The sequence below is a fragment of the Achromobacter spanius genome (assembly GCF_039673305.1).
Lineage (GTDB): Bacteria > Pseudomonadota > Gammaproteobacteria > Burkholderiales > Burkholderiaceae_B > Achromobacter > Achromobacter spanius_F.
This window is the reverse complement of the sequence record NZ_JBDJLJ010000082.1, coordinates 1-20781: the sequence shown is the minus strand read 5'-3', so window position 1 is coordinate 20781 and position 20781 is coordinate 1. Positions and strand designations below refer to the sequence as shown.

Annotated in this window: 21 protein-coding genes; 6 read left to right on the top strand and 15 right to left on the bottom strand. The window is 68.1% G+C overall.

Going from position 1 to position 20781, the window contains the following annotated elements:
* Positions 1–76 precede the first annotated feature (76 nt).
* The 3 genes from ABE485_RS29455 to ABE485_RS29445 all read right to left on the bottom strand — a co-directional run bounded on the left by ABE485_RS29455 (position 77) and on the right by ABE485_RS29445 (position 3031).
* Positions 77–1057 carry a zinc-binding dehydrogenase gene (locus tag ABE485_RS29455; protein ID WP_346518795.1) on the bottom strand — a complete coding sequence of 327 codons (981 nt, stop codon included), beginning with the start codon at positions 1055–1057 and terminating at the stop codon, positions 77–79.
* 246 nt (positions 1058–1303) lie between these two features.
* Positions 1304–2332 (bottom strand): LacI family DNA-binding transcriptional regulator, encoded by a 1029-nt coding sequence (locus ABE485_RS29450; RefSeq protein WP_346518794.1) that lies wholly within the window; start codon positions 2330–2332, stop codon positions 1304–1306.
* Positions 2333–2491: 159 nt separating this feature from the next.
* Positions 2492–3031, bottom strand: coding sequence for a VOC family protein (locus tag ABE485_RS29445; RefSeq protein ID WP_346518793.1), 540 nt, complete (start codon positions 3029–3031; stop codon positions 2492–2494).
* Between the two features lie 215 nt (positions 3032–3246).
* Here ABE485_RS29445 and ABE485_RS29440 point away from each other — a divergent pair, with 215 nt between their 5' ends.
* Entirely contained in the window at positions 3247–4026 is a 780-nt protein-coding gene (locus ABE485_RS29440) for an SDR family oxidoreductase (RefSeq protein WP_346518792.1), read from the top strand.
* Between the two features lie 125 nt (positions 4027–4151).
* Here the strand turns inward: ABE485_RS29440 and ABE485_RS29435 are convergent, their stop codons facing one another.
* Positions 4152–4655 (bottom strand): 2,4'-dihydroxyacetophenone dioxygenase family protein, encoded by a 504-nt coding sequence (locus tag ABE485_RS29435; protein ID WP_346518791.1) that lies wholly within the window; start codon positions 4653–4655, stop codon positions 4152–4154.
* 106 nt (positions 4656–4761) lie between these two features.
* The gene (locus ABE485_RS29430; RefSeq protein ID WP_346518790.1) at positions 4762–5730 is read right to left on the bottom strand and encodes a Bug family tripartite tricarboxylate transporter substrate binding protein; all 969 of its coding nucleotides are present in this window, start codon (positions 5728–5730) and stop codon (positions 4762–4764) included.
* A 318-nt stretch (positions 5731–6048) separates the two neighbouring features.
* Between ABE485_RS29430 and ABE485_RS29425 the strand changes: the two genes are divergently transcribed.
* A complete protein-coding gene (locus ABE485_RS29425) occupies positions 6049–7434 on the top strand; it encodes a carotenoid oxygenase family protein (protein WP_346518789.1) in 1386 nt (461 codons plus the stop codon).
* On the opposite strand, the gene ABE485_RS29420 is transcribed toward ABE485_RS29425, so the two are convergent.
* Positions 7419–8303 (bottom strand): DMT family transporter, encoded by an 885-nt coding sequence (locus ABE485_RS29420; RefSeq protein ID WP_346518788.1) that lies wholly within the window; start codon positions 8301–8303, stop codon positions 7419–7421. The two genes, ABE485_RS29425 and ABE485_RS29420, sit on opposite strands and share 16 nt — an antisense overlap.
* Entirely contained in the window at positions 8294–9037 is a 744-nt protein-coding gene (locus ABE485_RS29415; protein ID WP_346518787.1) for a GNAT family N-acetyltransferase, read from the bottom strand. Before ABE485_RS29415 ends, ABE485_RS29420 begins: the two co-directional genes overlap by 10 nt.
* A 123-nt stretch (positions 9038–9160) precedes the next feature.
* Between ABE485_RS29415 and ABE485_RS29410 the strand changes: the two genes are divergently transcribed.
* Positions 9161–10654, top strand: a complete 1494-nt coding sequence (locus ABE485_RS29410; protein WP_346518786.1) for a PLP-dependent aminotransferase family protein — start codon at positions 9161–9163, stop codon at positions 10652–10654.
* 25 nt (positions 10655–10679) lie between these two features.
* On the opposite strand, the gene ABE485_RS29405 is transcribed toward ABE485_RS29410, so the two are convergent.
* The 5 genes from ABE485_RS29405 to ABE485_RS29385 all read right to left on the bottom strand — a co-directional run bounded on the left by ABE485_RS29405 (position 10680) and on the right by ABE485_RS29385 (position 15598).
* The gene (locus ABE485_RS29405; RefSeq protein ID WP_430795480.1) at positions 10680–11099 is read right to left on the bottom strand and encodes a MaoC family dehydratase; all 420 of its coding nucleotides are present in this window, start codon (positions 11097–11099) and stop codon (positions 10680–10682) included.
* 105 nt (positions 11100–11204) lie between these two features.
* Complete coding sequence (locus tag ABE485_RS29400) at positions 11205–12392, bottom strand: acetyl-CoA C-acyltransferase family protein (RefSeq protein WP_346518784.1); 1188 nt, start codon at positions 12390–12392, stop codon at positions 11205–11207.
* A 14-nt stretch (positions 12393–12406) separates the two neighbouring features.
* Complete coding sequence (locus ABE485_RS29395) at positions 12407–13327, bottom strand: SDR family NAD(P)-dependent oxidoreductase (protein WP_346518783.1); 921 nt, start codon at positions 13325–13327, stop codon at positions 12407–12409.
* A 25-nt stretch (positions 13328–13352) separates the two neighbouring features.
* Positions 13353–14609, bottom strand: a complete 1257-nt coding sequence (locus tag ABE485_RS29390; protein ID WP_346518782.1) for a CaiB/BaiF CoA transferase family protein — start codon at positions 14607–14609, stop codon at positions 13353–13355.
* Between the two features lie 11 nt (positions 14610–14620).
* Positions 14621–15598, bottom strand: coding sequence for a Bug family tripartite tricarboxylate transporter substrate binding protein (locus ABE485_RS29385; RefSeq protein WP_346518781.1), 978 nt, complete (start codon positions 15596–15598; stop codon positions 14621–14623).
* A 127-nt stretch (positions 15599–15725) separates the two neighbouring features.
* Between ABE485_RS29385 and ABE485_RS29380 the strand changes: the two genes are divergently transcribed.
* Complete coding sequence (locus ABE485_RS29380) at positions 15726–16646, top strand: LysR family transcriptional regulator (protein ID WP_346518780.1); 921 nt, start codon at positions 15726–15728, stop codon at positions 16644–16646.
* A gap of 23 nt (positions 16647–16669) precedes the next feature.
* On the opposite strand, the gene ABE485_RS29375 is transcribed toward ABE485_RS29380, so the two are convergent.
* Both ABE485_RS29375 and ABE485_RS29370 read right to left on the bottom strand, forming a co-directional pair.
* A complete protein-coding gene (locus ABE485_RS29375) occupies positions 16670–16966 on the bottom strand; it encodes a hypothetical protein (RefSeq protein ID WP_346518779.1) in 297 nt (98 codons plus the stop codon).
* Positions 16966–17598, bottom strand: coding sequence for a LysE family translocator (locus ABE485_RS29370; RefSeq protein WP_008161618.1), 633 nt, complete (start codon positions 17596–17598; stop codon positions 16966–16968). The genes ABE485_RS29375 and ABE485_RS29370 overlap by 1 nt, the downstream gene beginning before the upstream one ends.
* A gap of 153 nt (positions 17599–17751) precedes the next feature.
* Between ABE485_RS29370 and ABE485_RS29365 the strand changes: the two genes are divergently transcribed.
* Positions 17752–18579: a DUF72 domain-containing protein gene (locus ABE485_RS29365; RefSeq protein ID WP_346518778.1), complete on the top strand. Its 828-nt coding sequence runs from the start codon at positions 17752–17754 to the stop codon at positions 18577–18579.
* 18 nt (positions 18580–18597) lie between these two features.
* Here the strand turns inward: ABE485_RS29365 and gorA are convergent, their stop codons facing one another.
* A complete protein-coding gene (gene gorA, locus ABE485_RS29360) occupies positions 18598–19956 on the bottom strand; it encodes a glutathione-disulfide reductase (RefSeq protein WP_346518777.1) in 1359 nt (452 codons plus the stop codon).
* Between the two features lie 169 nt (positions 19957–20125).
* On the opposite strand from gorA, the gene ABE485_RS29355 reads away from it, so the two are divergent.
* Positions 20126–20749, top strand: a complete 624-nt coding sequence (locus ABE485_RS29355; RefSeq protein WP_346518776.1) for a LysE family translocator — start codon at positions 20126–20128, stop codon at positions 20747–20749.
* Positions 20750–20781: the final 32 nt, after the last annotated feature.

Genomic DNA, 20781 nt, shown 5'->3' with positions numbered 1-20781 from the left:
CGCGCCCCGCCTTCCCCACTTCTACGCCCGCGCGGCGCCGCCCCGGTTGTGCCGCGGGGCGGCCGCCACGCTGCCTTCACGCGGCCTGCTGCGTCAGCACGATCTTGCCGAAGTGGGCATTGCTGCGCATCAGCTCCGTCGCTTCAAGCACGCTGTCCAGAGGCAGCCGCGCATCGATGGGCAAGCGCAGGCCGCCGGCCTGCAATGCCGGCCAGAAAGCTTCCTGGACGCGTTGCGCGATCACGCCGAAATCCTCGGGCGTGCGGGTGCGGAAGGTCATGCCCAGATACTGGATGCGGCGCATCGAATGCAGATCGAAGTCGAACGTGCCGGTTTCGCCGGCCATGCGGCCCACGTTCACGATGCGCCCTCCGATGGCCACGGCCCGCATGCTGTCGTTGATCAGGGGGCCCGCCAGGAAGTCGATCAGCAGGTCCACGCCGGCGTTGCCCGTATGCGCCAGGACCTGCCGCACCCAGTCCGGATCGTTGCTGTCGAGCACCACGTCCGCGCCGAAGTCCTTCAGGCGCTCGCGCCGGTCCGGCTTGGTGGAGGTGCCGATCACCAGGCCCGCGCCCAGCAGTTTCGCGACCTGCAGGCTCATCAGGCCCACGCCCGACGACGCGCCAAGAATCATGACCGACTGGCCCTTCTGCAATTGCCCCGTGACCGCGATGGACGTGTGCGTGGTCCGCAATGCCACCGGCAGGCAGGCCGCGGTTTCGTAGTCCATGGCGGGATCCGGAAACGGAAACACGCGGCGCCAGTCGGCTACCGCGTACTCGGCGAACCCGCCGATGCCGGAGCACATGACTTTGTCGCCGGGCTGATAGGCCTTGACCTGCGCCCCCACCTTCACGACGTCGCCCGACCACTCCAGCCCCAGCACCGTTCCTGCCCCGCCGTGGGCGCCATGGGCCTTGCCATCGACCAGCGACAGGTCGGCCCGGTTCAAGGAACTGGCGCGCACCCTGACCAGGATTTCAGTGGGCTTGGGTTCCGGGATGGGGACTTCGGCAATGGCGATTCCCTTCTCGGTACGTACGGCAGCTTTCATGGATTGTCACCTCCGGTGTCGTTCTGGATTTCAGGCGCCGCGCAGGCGCGGCGGCATTCGAGACCTCTTTGCACCGATTGTAGAAACGTTTCCACCAATATGGCAAGCGCAAATGCCGGGCGTGTTTCGCACCTGTGGAACACCGGCCACGGCGACAGGGATGAGGGGCACGGCGCGGACTGCGCGGCGCAAGGAAGCACGCGCCTCGCGTGACTGCGCGGCGCGAACGGCGATGAAACCGGAGCGTCAGGCGGAGGCTGTTGCGGTCTTGACGGGACCGCAGGATTCACGCAACACGAGCTGCGTCGTGATCAGGATGCGTTCGGGTTCGGCGACGGCTTCACGGTCCAGCTGCTTGAGCAGCAACTGGGCGGCAACCGTGCCCACCACTTCCAGGTCCCAGGTCAGCGACGTGATGCTGGGGCTGAAGAGCTGCGACAGATCGGTATCGCCGATGCTGATCACGCTGACGTCGTCGGGCACCGAGCGGCCGGTATGGCGCAGGGCCTGCAGCACGCCCGACAGGATGCGCGTGCCCAGGCAGAGAAACGCCGTGGGGGCCTCTGCGGAAGACAGCAGCGCCAGCGCTTCGCTGAAGGCGAAATCCATCGCCGAGCGCTCGCCGCGGATCAGCTTGGGCGCGGGCGTCAGCTTGTGTTCGCGGAAGGCTTCCTGGAAGCCCGCGATGCGCTCGCGGCCGGGGCGCAGCACGCTGCCCGGGGTCAGCAACGCGATGCGGGTGTGCCCCAGGTTCAGGAGGTAACGGGTAGCCTGCACGGCGCCGTTGTAGTGATCGACATGCACGCCCGACGCGGAGGGTCCGAAGTCCCGGTCCAGCGCCACCACCGGCAGTTCGCCGCGGAGCTGTTCCAGGTACTTGGGCGTTTCGGTCTCGCAGGGCCCCAGCACGAGGCCGTCGACGCGGCGCGCGCGGAAGAGATCGATCATCGCCTTTTCGCGCTTGCCGTCGTTATGCGTGCTGGCCAGCAACAGCGCATAGCCCGCGGCCTGCAGCGTGGATTCTATCGAGGTGATGATGCGGGCATAGAGCGGGTTGGCCAGGTCGGACACCAGCAGGCCCACGACGCCGGAGGACCGGGTGCGCATGCTGCGCGCGATGGCGTCGGGCTCGTACCCAAGACGCCGGGCCGCACGCGTCACGTCGGCAATGGCCTTTTCGCTGACGCGGCCGGCGCGGTTCAAGGCGCGCGAGGCGGTGCCAATCGATACGCCGGCCTCTTTGGCCACTTCGCGGATCGTGATGCGCGGCTTCATGGAAGCGCCGCCAGCGTAACGTTCGGGGTCGTCATGGCTACGTATAGTAGCGGAAAGGCCAAAACGTTTCCATGTGCCGGCAAGGCCGCATTCCGGCCGCTTCCGCGTTGGCCGGAATGCCCCTGCAAGGCGGCCGCGGCTGCCGCGCGGCCGCGCCCGTCACTTGGGAGGAGGCACCGCGCGCACGCGCTCCTTGCCGTCCCAGGCCTCGCATTCGCGCTTCACTTGCGCAAAGTATTCGGCCTTTCCGCCCTTCATCTCCGAGATCTCGATCATGCCGCTGGGCAGCTCGGGATTGACGAAGTAGGCAAAGCGCCCGCGCGTGCCCATGCGGCCGCCATGCCCTTCGACGTAGCCCGCCTCCAGCAGCTGGCCGCAGATCTTGTCGAAATCGTCCACCGTCCAATAGGCGATGTGCTGGGCGCATTCCCCGTTGCGCTTGAGCGTGTCCAGGTACAGCGACGGCGCGTCGTCCCGCTGCTGGATAAGTTCAAGCTGCAGGTCGCCGGAGTTCGCCAGCGCGATGGACAGCTTGGGCGGCGTGGATGTCTTGCCGTAGTAGCGGAATTCGGTCGTGCCGACGTCCTCTTTGTAGAACCAGGGACCCACCCCCAGCTTGGACGCCCAATGGTCCATGGCCTTTTCGATGTCGGCCACGACATAACCCACCTGGCGCACGGCGCCGAACTTCATGCTCATCGTTGTCTCCTTGGTTTTTCAGAGGTTTGTGGAAACGTTTTTTCAACAGTGTACGTGGATTTTCGCCTTATGCAAGCGTGGTATTAACCATTATTTCTCGGAGAGCCTGAAGCGATCAGAATATTTGTAGAAACGTTTACTCAACTTGCGGACCTATCCCCGAAGGGGCGCCTCGCGAGCGCGCCAGCCCCGGTCCGCTTTCTCCAGGAGACAACATGCATACCTTCAACGACAAGGTCGCCCTGATCTCAGGCGGCGCGCGCGGCATCGGAGCCGCCGCGGCCCGGCTCATCGCCCAGGGCGGCGCAACGGTCGTGATTGCCGATCTGCCCGGCTCACAGGGCGCATCCACCGCCGAGGAATTGAAATGCGACTTCGAGCCGCTGGACGTCACCAGCGAAGCGGGCTGGGCGCAGGCGGTCAGCCAGGTCGAATCGCGGCACGGCCGGATCGACATCCTGGTCAACGCAGCCGGCATCGTGGGCGACGTCGTCAATGGCGCCCTGGACCGCATGACCTTCGCGGATTGGCGCCGCGTCATGTCCGTGAACCTGGACGGCACGTTCCTTGGCTGCCGCGAGGTCATGCGCGCCATGAAGAAAACCGGCAGAGGCTCGATCGTGAACCTGTCGTCCGTCGCGTCGTACTACCCCACCACGCAGAATGCCGCGTATGGCGCCAGCAAGGGCGGCGTGACCCAACTGACCAAGACTGTGGCGCTCTTCGGCAGCCAGGACGGCCACCGCATCCGATGCAATTCCGTGCACCCCGGCCAGATCGCCACGCCGATGCTGCATGACATCCGCGCGCAGCGCCTGCAACGGGGCGCCCAGGCGGGCACGCCGCAAGGCCCCAGTTCGGTCGACCGGATTCCCCTGGGTGAAGGCACGCCCGAAGAAGCGGCCAACCTGATCGCCTTCCTGGCCTCGGACGACGCCAGCTACATCACCGGCGCGGAATTCACCGTCGATGGCGGCTGGCGCCTTCTGCGCTGACGCGCCGCGCGCGGCATCGGCGAAAGCGGATGCCGCCGGCCGCAAACACCACGGCCCGCACCGCACTGATGGCGATGCGGGCCGTGCGCACGCCAGATGCGACGCGCCTTGCCCGTTGCCCTGCCCTACTTGCTGAAGTCAGCCCCGCCCTTGGGCCGGATGTACATGGGCATGGGCCGTTCGCCGCGCGTCACCGCGGCCAGGATGCCGTCCTCGATCGCCCCCGCGTCGCGCACGCTGCGGTACTCGTCGCCGTCGAAAATCACGTTCGCGCCGTAGACCACCATGAAGCCCTCGGCAGCCTCCTTGGCGTCGGCGGGCACCGAAAACGTATGGACGGAGCCGCCCGGCTCGTACAGGTAGCTGCCGGCGGTCTGGGGATCCTGTGGGTATTCGGCATAGTTCCATTCGCCTTTGGTCGTGAAGAAATGCACCGTGCCCGTATGAAAATGCGGCGGCAGCGTGGTGCCGGGCTCGAACTTGCCGTACAGCACCCAGACGCCGTTCTCGCGGTCCAGGAACAGCGGAATGATGGTCGAGCCCGGTTCCGAGCCCGCGAATTCGACGGCATCGTTGATGTTCACGGTCAATAAGCGGTCCTGCTTGGTGATAGCGCTGGGCAGTGCCATGCGTGTTCTCCTTAGATGGATGAGAGTTCGGGCGCCCGGGGCGAGCCCGGGACGGGCCGCGGAAAGCCTGGACGCCAGGAAAGCCGCGCCCGCGGCCCTGGGAAAATCAGTGCGCCTTCATGCCGGCTTCCTGAGCGACCTTTTTCCAGACCTCGATATCCTGGGCGTTGATGGCCGCCTGTTCCGGCCCGGGCAGGAACTCGGGCGTGATGCCCCAGTTCGCCATCCTGGCCCGCACGTCCGGATCCTGCAGCGTGTCGCGCAAGGCCGTCTCGATCTTCTGCGCAATGGGCTTGGGCATCCCCGCCGGACCGAACATGGCCCAGCCCGTCCATTGGTCGAAATCGATGCCTTGTTCCTTGTACGTGGCCGTGTCGGGGAAATTGGCGGTGCGCCGCGTGCACATCGCAAGCGGCTTGATCTTCCCCGACTGCACGGCGGCCGTGCCGCTGCCGATGTCCAGCCATGCCACCTTCACCACGCCGCCCAACAGCGCCGTCACCACCGGCGACGATCCCTTGAACGGAATGTGCTCCAGCTTGATGCCAGCCTTCTGCGACAGGAGCTCCGCGCAGAAATGGCCCGTTGAGCCATCCCCCCACGTGCCGAACTGCAGCGGCTGCGCACTCTGGCCGGCGACCGCGATGAATTCCTTCAGGTTGTTGGCGGGAAAGTCGTTGGTGGCCACCAGGATGATCGGCGACGTGCCGATTCGCGCCAGCGTCGTCAGGTCCTTGACGGGGTCATAGGACAGGTTTGCGTAGACGGCGGGCGCCAGCGTGGTGGTCGTCATGGTGCCCAGGCCGATCGTGTAGCCGTCGGGCTTGGCGCGCGCCAGTTGGCCGATTGCGATGGTGCCGGCCGCGCCCGCATTGTTTTCCACCACGACGGTCTGCTTGAGGCGACGCGTCAGCTGCTCGGCCAGCAGCCTTCCGAACACGTCCCCGCCACCGCCGGGTGAGGTCGGCACGATGAACTTGATGGGCCGGTTGGGATAGTCCTGCTCTCCCTGGGCATGGGCCGCACAGGCCAGCGCGCCGAGCGTCATGAACGCCGCGGCCAGATATTTCTTCATGGCATTGTCTCCTGGTGTTGTGCGTCTCGCGAGCCGCCACGACCCGGCGCCTTCTGCCCATATTTGCAATTTCCACGGGCATAAAGGGAAACGTTTCCATGAATTCTGGGCCAACATCCAGGCAACTTGAATAATGGAAAACCCGCGCCCACAACCGCGATTTTTGCGGTATTTAGTGCAGAAAGTGAAATTGAGAAGGTACACAAGTGGATCTTGCGTCGCACAAATAGAGAAACGTTTTTACACCCTGCTCGAAAACACCGACGCACAGCGGAAACAAGTCCGGGTAGCATGCGCAAAAGTCCTCCGGAGGCGCCCATGCAACCCTGGCACAGCGACAACCCCGCCCTGGCGAAAGCCTTCACCCCCGTCTTCGACGAACGCGACGACACGGATCTGCAGGTGGAAGGGGCGCTGCCCGCCTGCCTGGACGGGGTGTTCATGCGCAACGGCCCGAATCCGCAGTTCGAACCGGGCCCGGGCTACGCCTACCCTTACGACGGCACCGGCATGGTCCATGCCCTGCATCTGGAGGCCGGCCGCGCGCGCTACCGCAACCGCTGGGTGCTGACCCGCGAATTGCAGGAAGAGCGCCTCGCCGGCCGCCGGATCTACAACCCCACCTTCGGCCCGCCGCCGCAGGCCAACCTGGCCAATACCAATGTCCTGCGCCATGCGGGCCGGCTCTACGCGCTGTATGAAGGCGGCTGTCCCTATGTCATGGATGGCGCGCTGGCCACCGTGGGACCGGAAACATTCCAGGGCAGGCTTGCCGGCGCGCTTTCCGCGCATCCCAAGGTCGACCCGGCCAGCGGCGAGATGCTGGCGGTGAACTACGACCTGATCGCGGGCACGCTGGAATACCTGCGCGTAAACGCGCAGGGCCAGGTCGACCGCCAGGTTCGGTTCGCCTCGCCGTGGCCGGCGCTGGTCCACGACATCGGCCTGACGGCGACGCACGTGGTGGCCTTCGTGTGTCCGCTGGTGTTCGATTTCAGCCGGGGCCCGGCGGCGCCCTCGTGGGAGCCGCAACGCGGCACGCGCGTGCTGCTGGTCCCGCGCGACTGCGCCGACCCGGCGCAGATCCGGTGGATAGAGGCCGACCCGTTCTTCAACTGGCACATCGCCAATGCCCACACGGACGGCGCCGTGATCGAGGCCGTGATGCCCTGGCATGACGGCTACGGGCCGGGCGCGCGCAAGCGCCTGGAATTGCACCGCCTGCGCATCGACCTGGCCAGCGGCCGCGTGGAGGACCAGGTGCTGGACGACCAAGCCTGCGAATTCGGCCGGGTCAACGATGCGTGCCTGGGCCGGCGCACGCGGTACTGCTATGTCGGCCTGCGCGACCCGCGTCCGGGCGAAACGCCCCAGCCGGGCACATTCGAGGCCTTCGCCCGCTACGACCTGGACACCGGCGCCAAGACGGTCTTTCGCCTTCCCGCCGGGCAGACCGCGTGCGAACCGGTATTCGCCGCCGACCCGCAAGGCGCGGGCGAAGCGGACGGGTACATCCTGTCTTTCGTCCATGCGGCGGACGACGCCGGCCGCCCTGCTCCGGACGGGGTGTTCATCGTGCTGGACGCGCGCGACCTGGCGGCCGGCCCGGTAGCGCGGGTCCGCCTGCCGCGCCGCGTGCCGGCCGGCCTGCACGGTTCATGGATGCCGGCGCCCGCGGCCGGCGCGGATCAGCCCCGGCGCTGACCCAGGTTCAGCACGATCAGCCCCGCCCCGGCCAGGACGAAGGCAAAGCCCCACCAGTCCGCCGCGCCGGGGCGGTCGCCCACCAGCGCCATCGCGCCCAGCACGCCCACCACGGGCACCATCAGCGTCGTCAGCGCGGCGACGGTGGCGCTGACGCGCTCGCTCAGCACGAACCACAGCCAGTAGGCCACGGCGGTGCCCAGGATGATGTGGAACGACAGCGCGCCCGCGACGCTTGCGGTCCAGCCGCGCGTAGGGAACGATTCGCCGGCGATCAGGGCGCCCGCCAGCGCGCAGCTTGCGCCGACCACCAGTTGCCAGGCCGTCACCACGATGCGGTTGCCCGCCACGGGCCAGCGCTTCAGGTAGACGGTGCCGGCGGCCCAGCCGAACGCCGCCACCAGCGGAAAGACCAGCCCCTTGGCGGCGGCGATGTCGTGCTCGGCGAACACCGCGTGCAGCACCGGCCAGGCCAGCACCGCCACGCCGCAAGCGCCCAGCAGCAGCGCCAGGCCGCGGCGGCGGTCCAGGCGTTCGCCCAGCACCAGCCACGCCAGCACGGCGGACATCATCGGCATGGTGAAGGTCAGCACCGCGGCGCGCGAGGTGCTGGTGCTGAGCTGCGCCCACGCGACCGCCAGGTTGAAGACGGCAACCGCCAGGACGCCGCCCACCACGATGCCCGGCCAGGCGCTGCGCGGCGGCAGGAGCGGCAGGCGCTTGGCGCCGGCCAGCAGCAACAGGAGCAGCGCGCCGCTGCCCAGGCCGAGCACGCGCAGCGTGAACGGCGGGAAGATCGACAGGATGATCTTCACCGCCGGCCAGTTCAGCCCCCAGAACAGGGCCAGCGCAACCGGGATCAGGCGCACGCGGCCTTTTCCCCGGCAGTCCTTTCCTGGGCGGCCAGTTCGGCCAGGCCCTGGCGCTGGTTGCCTTCGGCGTCGAAGTTGTCCGGGCCGAGCCAGCGTTCGTAGGCGGCGCGCAGGGCGGGCCATTCGCTGTCGATGATCGAGAACCACGCCGTGTCGCGGCTGCGGCCCTTGTACACCGTGGCCTGGCGGAAGATGCCCTCGAACTGGAAGCCCAGGCGCAGGGCGGCGGCGCGCGACGGCGCGTTCAGGCTGTCGCACTTCCATTCGTAGCGGCGGTAGCCCAGTTCATCGAAGGCGCGGCGCATCAGCAGGAACTGCGCCTCGGTGGCGATGCGGGTGCGCTTGAGCTGACGCGAGAACGACACGAAGCCGACCTCGATGACGCCGTTGGCCGGATCGATGCGCATCAGCGCCAGCGTGCCGATGGCGCGGCCCGTTTCCAGGTCGATGATGGCGTGGTGCAGCGGATCGTTGCCCGACTGCGCGCCCTGCGCGAAAGCCCGATAGGCGGCTTCGTCCGCGAAGGGCCCCACGCTCATGTAGGTCCAGTCGCTGTCGTCGGGCGCCTGGCTGAACGCCCGGTACAGGTCCGCCGCGTGGCGCTCGGCCGACAGGGGCTCCAGGCGGCAATAGCGGCCGGTAGCCGGTTCCAGGGGAGGACGCGGACGCGCGGTCCAGCCGGGCAGCGCCGGGCCGATGGGTTGTTGGAAAGCATTGGTGCGGGGTTGCATGCGACGTGGCCTCATCCAGGTTGGGGAGCGCCGCCGGCGGTGGCGGGCGCAACACGCAGGCCCTCACGATATCGGAATCGTGGCATCATAAAAAGCGCCACGAACCTCGGATTTAATAGGGCCATGATTGACACTATCCAGGGCGCCTCGCTGCTGTCCAGCCCGCTGTCGCGCGGACCCGGGGCGCTGCCCCGCCAGCGCCAATTGATCCAGCGCCTGAAGCAGGCCATCCTGGCCGGCCAGTTGCCGGCCGGCGGCAAGCTGCCTTCGTCGCGCACGCTGTCCGAGGAACTGGAGATCTCGCGCAACACGGTGCTGATCGCCTACGAGCAATTGACGGCCGAGGGCTACGTGATCGCGGACCGCCAGGGCACGCGCGTGGCGCCGCTGTCGGCCGCCGCCCGCAGCGCGGCCAGCCAGTCCGCGGCCCCGGACGCGCCTGCGCCCCCGGCCACCGCCCGGCGGCTGGCCCGCATCGTCTCCACGCGCTACACGCACGACGGATCCCTGCCGATGACGCCGGGAACGCCGGCCCTGACCCAGTTTCCCATCAGCGCCTGGCGCCGGGCGCAGGACCGCGCCCTGCAGTCCGCCCCGGCCACCGCCCTGGGCTATGGCCATCCCGTGGGCGAGCCCGCGCTGCGCGAGGCCATCGCCCAGTACCTGCGCGTGTCGCGGGGCGTGCATTGCGACGCGTCGCGCATCGTCATCACCGAGGGCGCTCAAGGCGCGCTGGCGCTGTGCGTGCAGCTGCTGACCAACCCCGGCGATACCGCCTGGCTGGAAGATCCCGGCTACCGCGGCGCCAAGTCAGCGTTCCATGCGGGGGACCTGAACGTGGTCGCGATGCGCGTCGACGCCGACGGCATCGTCATCCCTGAAAGCGCCTGGACGGCGCAGCCGCCGCGCCTCATCCAGACCACGCCGTCGCACCAGTACCCGACGGGCGCGGTGCTGTCGTTGTCCCGCCGGCTGGACCTGCTGGAGCGCGCGCGCCGCGCGGGCGCCTGGATCATCGAGGACGACTACGACAGCGAATTCCGCCACCAGGGCGAGCCGATCGCCGCCATGCAGGGCCTGCTGTCCGACGCGCCGGTGCTGTACGTGGGCACGTTCAGCAAGACCATGTTCCCCGCCCTGCGCCTGGGATTCCTGGTGCTGCCCCAGGCCATCGCCGCGCAGGCGATGCCGTGCGTCGCCGAGATGCTGCGCGGCGGCCACCGGCTGGAACAGCTCACGATGGCCGCCTTCATTGAAAACGGCCAGTTCTCGCGCCACCTGGGCCGCATGCGGCGCCTTTACCGCGAGCGCCAGGCCGCCCTGCGCGAGGCCCTGGCCGCGCATATGGAGATAGACCACGAAGTGCTGGGCGGACACAGCGGGCTGCACCTGACGGTGCGGCTGCCGCCGGCGTTTCCCGACGTGGCGATCGTGGAGCAGGCGCGCAAGCTGGGCATGAATCCCGGCGCGCTGTCGACGTTCGCGCTGACGCCGCGCCCGGAAGACAACGGGCTGGTGATCGGCTACGGCAACACGGGCGCGGAACGGTTTCCGGCGCTGGTGCGCAGGATCCGCGATGTCGCGCTGGAGACCGCCCGCCCCCCTGCCCCGGCATGACGGCGGGCCGATCCCGCGGCGCTTTTCAGTAGCGGACCAGGATCAGCCACTCGGCATGCACCGACGGCCGCGGCGCGCCTTCCGCCTCGATCTCGACCGTCCAGGCGCAGCGCGCTTCGCCAGGCCTGGCCTGCACGACCTGCGCCAATGAAAAGCGCGCGGACACGCGCGCGCCGGACAGGACGGGCGACGTGAAGCGGACTTTGTCGAAGCCATAGTTCAACAGCATCTTCGCGCCCGGAAACGCGATGCAGCTCGTCTGCCAGTCCGTCAGCAGGGACAGCACCAGAAAGCCATGCGCGATCGTGCCGCCATACGGAGATTGCGCGGATGCGCGCTCCGGGTCCACATGAATCCACTGGCTGTCGCGCGTGACCCGCGCAAATTGGTCGATCATCTCCTGACTGATCTCGACCGCGGGGGAAGCGACGGCCGGCTGCCCCACGAAATCGAGCAGCGACTGGACGGTGGCGAACTGGCGCAGGGACGAATCGGAGGCCTGCACGGCGGCGGGCGAAGGGTAAGCGGACACGGCGCGAGATCCTGGATATCAGAGGCGTTCGAAGATGGCGGCAATGCCCTGCCCGCCGCCGATGCACATGGTGGCCAGCGCATACCGGCCGCCGATGCGGTGCAGCTCGTGCACCGCCTTGACGGCGATGATGGCGCCCGTGGCGCCCACGGGATGGCCCAGCGCGATGCCCGAGCCGTTCGGGTTGACCTTGGCCGGATCCAGCCCCAGCTCGCGTGTGACCGCGATCGCCTGCGCCGCGAAGGCTTCGTTGGATTCGATCACGTCGATATCGGCGACGGAAAGGCCAGCCTTGGCCAGCACGGCGCGCGTGGCGGGAACCGGGCCGATGCCCATGTAGCGGGGATCCACCCCGGCGTGGGCATAGGCCACCAGCCGGGCGAGCGGCCGGGCGCCGCAGGCCCGTGCGCGGGCGCCCTCCATCAGCACGAGCGCGGCCGCGCCGTCATTGATGCCCGAGGCATTGCCCGCGGTGACCGTCCCGTCGTCCGGGGCGAAGGCGGGCTTCAGACCCGCCAACTCGGCCAGGCTGACGTCGGCGCGGACGTGCTCGTCCCGCGCGAAGGGAATGGCGCTCTTGCGGGACGGCGGATCGATGGCAACGAGCTGCGAATCGAAGCGGCCCTCGGCAATCGCGCGCGCGGCGCGGCGATGGCTTTCGACCGCCAGCGCATCCTGGTCCGCGCGCGTGATGCCGAATTTCCTGGCCACGTTTTCCGCCGTCATGCCCATATGGATCCGGTGAAAAGGATCGTGCAGCGCGCCCAGCAGCATGTCCACCATCGGCGCATCGCCCATGCGCGCCCCGAAACGCTGGGCCGGGCTGGCATAGGGCGCGCGCGACATGCTTTCCGCGCCGCCGGCGACCGCGACCGTGCAATCGCCCAGCAGGATGGCCTGCGCGGCGGAAACCACGGCCTGCAGCCCCGACCCGCAAAGCCGATTCACATTGAAGGCCGGCGTCTGCTCGCCGCAGCCGGCCTCGATGGCGGCCACGCGCGACAGATACAGGTCGCGCGGCTCGGTGGTGATGACTTGCCCGAAACAGACGTGCTCGACCTGCGCGGGATCGAGCTGCGCCCGCGCGACGGCCGCGCGCAGGGCCTGGGCGGCCAGCGCCGTCGGCGGCACATCCTTCAGGCCTTTGCCGAAGCTGCCGATGGGGGTGCGCATGGCGGACACGACGACGACTTCCCTGCTGGTCATGGCGCGGTCCCGGGTCAGAGCAGTTCTTCGCTAGCCGCGCGGGATTGCCGGCTTGCCTGGGCCTTGGCGATCTCGTGGCGCAACTGGTCGAAGCCGGTCGCCGGGACCGTTTCCCCGTTGCGGTCGGCGACTTCATCCAGACGGCCGGCCAGGGCGTTGGCGGACAATTCATCGTCATCCAGGAAGATGCCGCGCGTCATGGTGATATGGGCCTGTTCGAAGCTGCCCGCTCCCGCCATCAGCACGGTCCGGGTCGGCGCGTTTTCCGCCACCAGCGCGACCAGCGCCGGGCTGACCGATGCGGGCGTCAGCAGGTCCAGCGCCTGCGCATCGAGCAGGCCCTCGGTCATGGCCGTGGCCGCGGTGGGAGCCAGGCAGTTCACGCGCACGCCATAGCGTTCGCCTTCCAGCGCCAGCGTCTGCATCAGGCCGACCAGCGCCATCTTCGCCGCGCCGTAGTTGGCCTGTCCGAAATTCCCATACAGGCCGGAGGACGACGTGGTCATCACGATGCGGCCGTAGTTCTGCGCCCGCATGGCGTTCCACACGGCGTGCGTGCAATGCACGGCGCCCATCACGTGGACTTCCATCACGATCCGGAAATCCTCCAGGCTCATCTTGGCGAAGCTCTTGTCGCGCAGGATGCCCGCGTTGTTCACCAGGATGTCGACACGCCCCCAACGGGCCACGGCCGCCGCGACCATCGCCTCGACCTGCAGCGGATCGGTCACGTCGGCGCCATGCACGCAGGCGTCGCCGCCAGCCGCGCGGATGGCATGCGCGACGGCCTGCGCGGCCGAGTCCTGGCTGTCGGCGCCCACGTCGTTGACCAGCACCTTGGCGCCATGGCGCGCCAGCTCCAGTGCGTGGGCGCGGCCAAGGCCGCGTCCCGCGCCGGTGACGATGGCGATGCGGTCTTGCAGAAGTTGTGTCATGAATGCTCCGGGGTTGTCGGGTTTGTCAGTACGCCGAAGGCGCTGCGGCCTCGGCTTGGGTCCGGATGATCCCGGCCCGCTCCAGTTCGGCAATGGCCTCGTCGTCGACGCCGGCGCCGGCCAATATGGCGCGCCCGCCCTCGCCCACCGCCGGCGCGCCGGCGGCGGTGGGCCCGCCCTCCTGGGCGCAGGCAAAGCCGATTCCGCGCGTGCGCACCTCACGCCCGTCCTGGCGGAAGCGGTGGTCGGGCAGGTTCACGCAGCCGGTCTCGTCGACTTCCTGCAGGAATTCCTCCAGCTTGCGCACCTTGGCCGCGGGAACGCCGGCATCGCTCAGCAAGGCTTCGAGCTGCGCCGCGCCGCGGGTGGCGAAAGCCTCCCGCAGCCGCTGCGCGACATAGTCGCGGTCGTTCGGCACCACGAAGCCGTTGGGACGGTTGAACGCGGCAAGATCCAGCGCCCGCGCGTCGCTGCACAGCGCCTCGACGCCGATGGCGGCGGTCAGCTTGCGGAACTGCTCCGGCGTGTTCGCCGCCACCGCCAGCCAGCCGTCCGAACACTGGTAGGTGTCGGCGGCGGGACTGCCCGTATAGCCGCGATTGCCGACGCGCCGCGTCGGCGTGCCATCCGTCAGCCAGGCGCAGGAATTGGGGTACATCAGCATCAGCGAGGCCTGCACCATGGAGGCATCGATGTATTGGCCCGTGCCGTCGCGGGACCTGCGGTGCAGCGACGCCACGATGGACAATGCGCCCAGCATGCCGACCGCCACGTCGATCACGGGAAAGCCCACCTTGAGCGGCGGCGCGTCGTCGCCTTCGCCCGACATCATCATCATGCCGGTCATCGCCTGGACCACATGGTCATACGCGCCGCGCTGCGACCAGTCCCCCTGCTGGCCGAAGCCCGAGATGGAGCAATACACGATGTCCGGCCGGACGGCCTGGATCGACGCATAGTCCAGCCCATGGCGGGCGACCACGCCAGGGCGGAAGTTTTCGATGAACACGTCGGCGGAGGCGGCCAGGGACCGAAGCAGCTCGGCGCCTTGCCGGGTCCGGATATCCAGCGCCAGGGATTGCTTGCCGGCGTTGATGGCGGCGAACCCCGTGGGCGTGTCCGTATCGACGCCGTTTGTCATCGACCGCAGAACCTCGCCGGCCAGCGGCGGCTCCACCTTGATGACCTCGGCGCCCAGTTGGGCCAGGTAGAACGATGTCAGCGGACCTGCGATGACGTGCGACAGGTCGAGCACGCGTATGCCTTCGAGCGGCTTAGCCATGAGTATCCCGTTCAACCGGCGGAAATGCCGGTGAGTTTGATGATTTCTGCCCACTTCCGGTATTCGTCCCGCACGAATGCGGCAGCGGCCTGCGGGCTGTCGCTCTGGATCACGCGGATCCCGGCCGCCTCGAAATCGCGCTTGACCGAACCGTCCTTGAGCGCCGCTGTCGTCGCGGCGTAGAGCTTGTCGACGACCTCGGCGCCCGGCTTACGGGGCAGCCACAGGCCGAACCAGAATTCCTGGACCGCAAGGTCGCTGTGCAGGATGTCGTGCAGCGCGGGAACATCCGCCAGCTCGGCCATGGGCTCGCGGCTGGTCACGGCCAGCGCGCGCAGCCGTCCGCTCTTGACCTGCGGAATGGCGGTTCCCGCAATGGTGAAGGCGAAATCCGTATCGCCACGCGCCAGCGAGATCGGAATCTCCACCGAGCCCTTGAACGGCACGTGCACCGCGTCCACGCCCAGCAGCGCCGCGAAGGTGGCGCCGCCCAGATGCGCCGCCGACCCGACGCCGCCGGACGCGTAGTTCATCTTCCCGGGACGCGCCCGCAAGGCGGCCGCCAGGTCCTGCACGCTGCGGTAGGGCGAGCCCGCCGGCACGACGAGCACGCTGGGGGACGTGCCGATGACGGTGACCGGCACGAAATCGTTCTGCGGATCGAACGCCAGCGTCGGTTGCAGGGCTTTCTGGATAAGGTGCGAGTTCGACCCCAGCAACACGGTATAGCCGTCGGCGGCGGCCTGGGCCACATATTGGGCGGCCAGCACGCCGCCCGCCCCCACCTTGTTTTCCACCACGATCGTCTGACCCATCGTCTGGCTGAGTCGGGGGCCGAACTGCCGCACCATGATGTCGGGCCCGCCGCCGGCGGCATACGGCACGACGATGCGCACGGCTCTCGACGGATAGCTTTCCGCGGCCTGCGCGACGGAACGGGACATCAGAACGGCGCCCAGGGCGCCCAGGCAGAAGGTGCGGCGTTGCATGTTGTCTCCTTGTTATGCCGGCAGGATAAGTGATCGCAGCTAGTAGAAAAATTGATATATTTTGATATAGCGATAACTTTAAGTTTTATGCCTGTCCAGGAGCGAACCCATCGAACCCGACCATCTGGTGGCCAAGCTGCGCTTTCGCCATCTGCGCATGCTGCAGACGCTGCAAGCCACCGGCAGCCTGCGGGCGGCCAGCCAGGCGCTCAACCTGACGCAGCCGGCCATGAGCAAGGCGCTGGCCGAAATCGAAAGCGCGTTCGGCTTTGCCTTGTTCCTGCGCACGGCGCGCGGCTTGACGCCCACCGTGCAAGGAGAAGTGGTGCTTCGCGGCGCGGCGATGCTGCTGCAAGAGCTGTCCCATCTGCGCACCGATGCCCTGACCGCCGACCGCTACGCGGCCAAGATCCGGATCGGGGCGCCTCCCTTCGTGGCGCAGACCTATCTTTGCGGCGTGGTGGAAAAGCTGGTGAACCACGAGGCCGCGCTGCGCGTACAGCTGCTGGAAGACCGCGTGCCCGCCCTGCTCCACGCCCTGCAGCACGGAGAGATCGACGCGCTGATCACCACCTTTCCGCTGCAGATGCTGGAATCCAGCGCGGGCGCGCTTGAATGCATCAAGCTGTTTGAAGTGCAATTCGCGGTGGTCGCGCCGGCAAAGCATCCGCTGGTCCGTTCGCGCAGCGTGGATTGGAACCGCCTGTCGCAGGAGCGCTGGGTGATGCCGGCCGAAGGGTCGATGGGCCGCAAGCTTCTTGAAGACTGCTTCACGCATGCCGGCATCCCGGCTCCGCTGCCCGTGGTCGAATCGACGAATCCCACCACCGGCATCCAGTTCGTTGCCGCCGGGCTGGGCATCGGCATCGTTCCCGACATGACGCTGCTGCGTCGCAGCCCCGTGCTGGCGGGGTCGGTCAAGCAGATTCGGGTGCAGCCCGCGCCGCCGTCCAGCGTGGTGGCGCTGATCTTCCGGGCGGGAGCGCCCCATCCGCGCGTGGCGTTGCTGCAGGACGCGCTGGTCCAGATATTTCAACAGGACACGTAAGCGCGGGCCGCCGCGCGGCCGTGCTAATCCACCAGCCCGCCCAGCACCAGCAGGGTCATGAACAGCCAGAACAGGAAGCCGATGATGGAGCGCCGCAGCAGCGCCTTCACGGCGCCCCACAGGAACATCAGGCCCAGGACCAGCAGCACCAGATTGAAGATCGACGGGCTCATGCCCATCGCGCCGGCCAGGCCGGCGTAGAAGTCGCCCAGGGCGCCGCCCAGTCCGCCCAGCAGCCATTTGATGCCCGCCACGATGGCGCGCAGGCCCTCGCCGAGCACGCCGCCCAGCGTCGCGAAGAAACCGTCCTGGCTCTGCATCAGCGGCGCGTGTCGGCAAGCATGCGCACGGCCAGGCCGGCGAGCACGGTGCCCATCAGCCAGCGCTGCACCACCATCCACAGCGGGCGTCCCGCAAGGAAGCCGGCGATCGAACCGGCCGTGATGGCGATCAGGGCATTGACCGACAGGCTGATGGCAACCTGCGTCATGCCCAGCGCCAGCGTCTGCGTGAACACGCTGCCGTGCTCCGGCTGGATGAACTGCGGCAGCAGCGACACATACATGACGGCGATCTTGGGATTGAGCAGGTTGGTCACCAGTCCCATCGTGAAGAGCTGGCGCGGGCTGCTCTTGGGCAGGTCGTACACCTGGAACGGCGAACGCCCGCCGGGACGGACCGCCTGCCACGCCATGTACAGCAGGTAGATGGCCCCGCCGATGCGCAGCGCGTCATAGGCATAGGGAACGGCCATCAGCAGGGCCGTGATGCCGAACGCCGCGCAGGCCACGTAGAACACGAATCCGACCGCCACGCCTCCCAGGGAAATCAGGCCCGCCTGCGCGCCTTGCGAGATGGATCGGGATACCAGGTAGATCATGTTGGGCCCGGGCGTGAGCACCATGCCCAGCGCTACCAGGGCGAACGTCAGCAGATGAGTCAGATCAGGCATGATGAGCCGGCGCGCGCCGGACGGAAATCGGATCGGGAATGCACACCTTATCCCAAAACTGTACCGGAACAGCGGATTTTTCCGCCGGGGTTTACCGGCAAGTCGCGCGAGCGATACAGTTAGCCGTTCGTTCACCGCCGTGGAGTCCCGGACATGCCGAAGCGCCATCTGTCCCCCGGTAACAAGCCCGCCGCCATCCGGGTCGGCATCGGCGGCTGGACCTACGCGCCCTGGCGCGGGGTGTTCTACCCCGAAGGCCTGGCCCATGCGCGCGAACTGGAATACGCCAGCCGCCAGCTCACCGCCATCGAAATCAACGGCACCTACTACAGCACCCAGAAGCCGGCCACGTTCGCCAAGTGGCGCGACGAAACGCCCGAGGATTTCGTGTTTTCGCTGAAGGCGTCGCGCTACGCGACCAACCGCCGCGAACTGGCGGGCGCAAAAAAATCGGTCGACCGATTCCTGCGCAGCGGCATCGCCGAACTGGGACCCAAGCTGGGGCCGATCGTCTGGCAGTTCGCCCCCACCAAGGTCTTCGATCCCGACGACTTCGGCGCATTCCTGGCGCTGTTGCCCGGCGAGCTGGACGGCCTGCCCCTGCGGCATGCGCTGGACGTGCGCCATGCCAGCTTCGCTTGCGAGGAATACGTCGACCTGGCGCGCCGCCACCGTGCCGCGACCGTCTATACCGACAGCGATGAATATCCACAGATCGCCGACCAGACGGCCGACTTCGTCTACGCGCGCCTGATGCGCGCCAGTGCCTCGTACAAGGCGGGTTACGCCCCCAAGGCGCTGGATGCCTGGTCCGACCGCCTGCGCGAGTGGTCGCGCGGCGGCGATCCGGCCGACCTGCCCCGCGTGGCCGGGCGCCCGTCTGCCTCGCATGCCGGGCCGCAGGACGTGTTCGCCTATTTCATCAACGGGAAAAAAGAGCGCGCCCCGGCTGCGGCGCGCGCCCTGATCGAACGCCTGTAGCTTCCGCGGCCGGCTGACTTACTGCGCGACCGGCGTGCGCAGCGTCACGAACTCTTCCGCGGCCGTGGGATGGATGCCAATGGTGTCGTCGAACACCTGCTTGGTCGCGCCCGCCTTCAGCGCCACCGCCAGCCCCTGCACGATCTCGCCCGCTTCCGGACCGACCATGTGCACGCCCAGGACGCGGTCGGTCCTGGCGTCGACGATCAGCTTCATCAGCGTCTTTTCCTGCGATTCGGTCAGCGTCAGCTTCATGGGCCGGAAGCGGCTTTCGAACAGCTTGACCTCATGGCCGGCCTCGCGCGCCTCTTCGGTCGTCATGCCGACGGTGCCGATGTTCGGCAGGCTGAACACCGCGGTGGGAATCAGCTTGTAGTCGACCTTGCGGTATTCCTCGGGGCGGAACAGGCGGCGCGCCACCGCCATGCCTTCGGCCAGCGCCACCGGCGTCAGCGGCACGCGGCCGATGACGTCGCCGATCGCCAGGATCGACGGCTCGGCCGTGCGGTATTCGTCGTCCACCTCGATGAAGCCGTCTTTCTTGAGCTTGACGCCGGTGTTCTCGAGCCCCAGGTTGTCCAGCATCGGACGGCGGCCGGTGGCGTAGAACACGCAGTCCGTCTCGATGACGGAGCCGTCCTTCAGCGTGGCGGCCAGCGATCCGTCCGCCCGCTTGTCGATCCGCGCGACCTCGGTGTTGAAGCGCAGGTCGATGCCCTTCTTGACGAGCTCGTCGCGCAGGTGCTCGCGCACCCCCTGGTCGAAGCCGCGCAGGAACAGCGGCCCGCGATAGGACTGGACGGTCTGCGCGCCCATGCCGTTGAAAATGGACGCGAACTCCACGGCGATGTAGCCGCCGCCCACGACCAGCACGCGCCGCGGCAGGTCGTTCAGGAAGAAGGCCTCGTTGGACGTGATGGCGTGCTCTTTGCCCGGGATATCCGGCACCTGGGGCCAGCCGCCCGTCGCCACCAGGATGTTCGCGGCGCTGTAGGTCTTGCCGTTGATCTCGACCTTGTGCGGATCCACGATGCGGGCGTGGCCTTCCAGCAGCGTCACGCCGCTGTTGACCAGCAGATTGCGGTAAATGCCGTTCAGGCGCTCGATCTCGCGATTCTTGTTGGCGATCAGCGTGGGCCAGTCGAACGCCGGCTGGCCGGCGGACCAGCCGAAGCCGTGGGCCTGCTCGAAGTCTTCGCTGTAGTGCGCGCCGTAGACCAGCAGCTTCTTGGGCACGCAGCCCACGTTCACGCAGGTGCCGCCCAGGTAGCGGCTTTCCGCTACCGCCACGCGCGCGCCGTAGCCCGCCGCGAAACGCGCCGCGCGCACGCCGCCGGAGCCCGCGCCGATCACAAACAGATCAAAATCAAATGCCATGTCGTTTCCTTCGCGCGGCCTGGCGGCCGGCGTTCACTGTCCGGGAAGACTGTATTTAACACCACCGGACGGCGGCGCCCGGGCGGCCCGGGTTTTCAGCCGGCAAGGGTTGGGATACATTGGCCGCAGGCCGGCCATGCGGGCCGTCCCCTTATCCGGAGTCCGACCTATGTCGCTTGAAACCTGGCTGGCCTTTCTGGGCGCGTCCGCCCTGCTCGTGATGCTGCCGGGCCCCACCATCCTGACCGTGATCAGCTATTCGATCACCCACGGCAGGCGCGCACGCCTGCCGCTGGTGCTGGCCGTGGCGCTGGGCGATTCCACCGCGCTGGTGCTGTCGCTGCTGGGGCTGGGCGCGCTGCTGGCCGCGTCGGCCTTCTGGTTCACGGTGGTCAAGACCGTCGGCGGCCTGTATCTGCTGTACCTGGGCTACCGGCTGTTGCGCGCCGGCGTGGCGCCCGCCGCCCTGCCTGTCGCGACGGCCGCCGGCTCGCGCTGGAAACTGTTCGCCAATACGTTCCTGGTCACGGCGCTGAATCCCAAGGGCATGATCTTCTTCGTGGCGTTCCTGCCGCAGTTCATCGACCCCGCGGGCGACGTGACGCGGCAACTGTGGATGCTGTCGGCCACCTTCGTCGCCTGCGCCGGCATCAACGCCGCGGCCTATGCCGTCTTTGCCGGTTCGGCCCGGCGCATGCTGGCCTCGCCGCGGGCCCAGCGCGGCTTCAACCTGGGCGGCGGCGCCCTGCTGTCGGCCGCCGGCATCTTGGCCCTGCTGGCGCGCCGGGTCTAGGCGGCGCGGCCTAGCGCGCCGCGGCCATCATG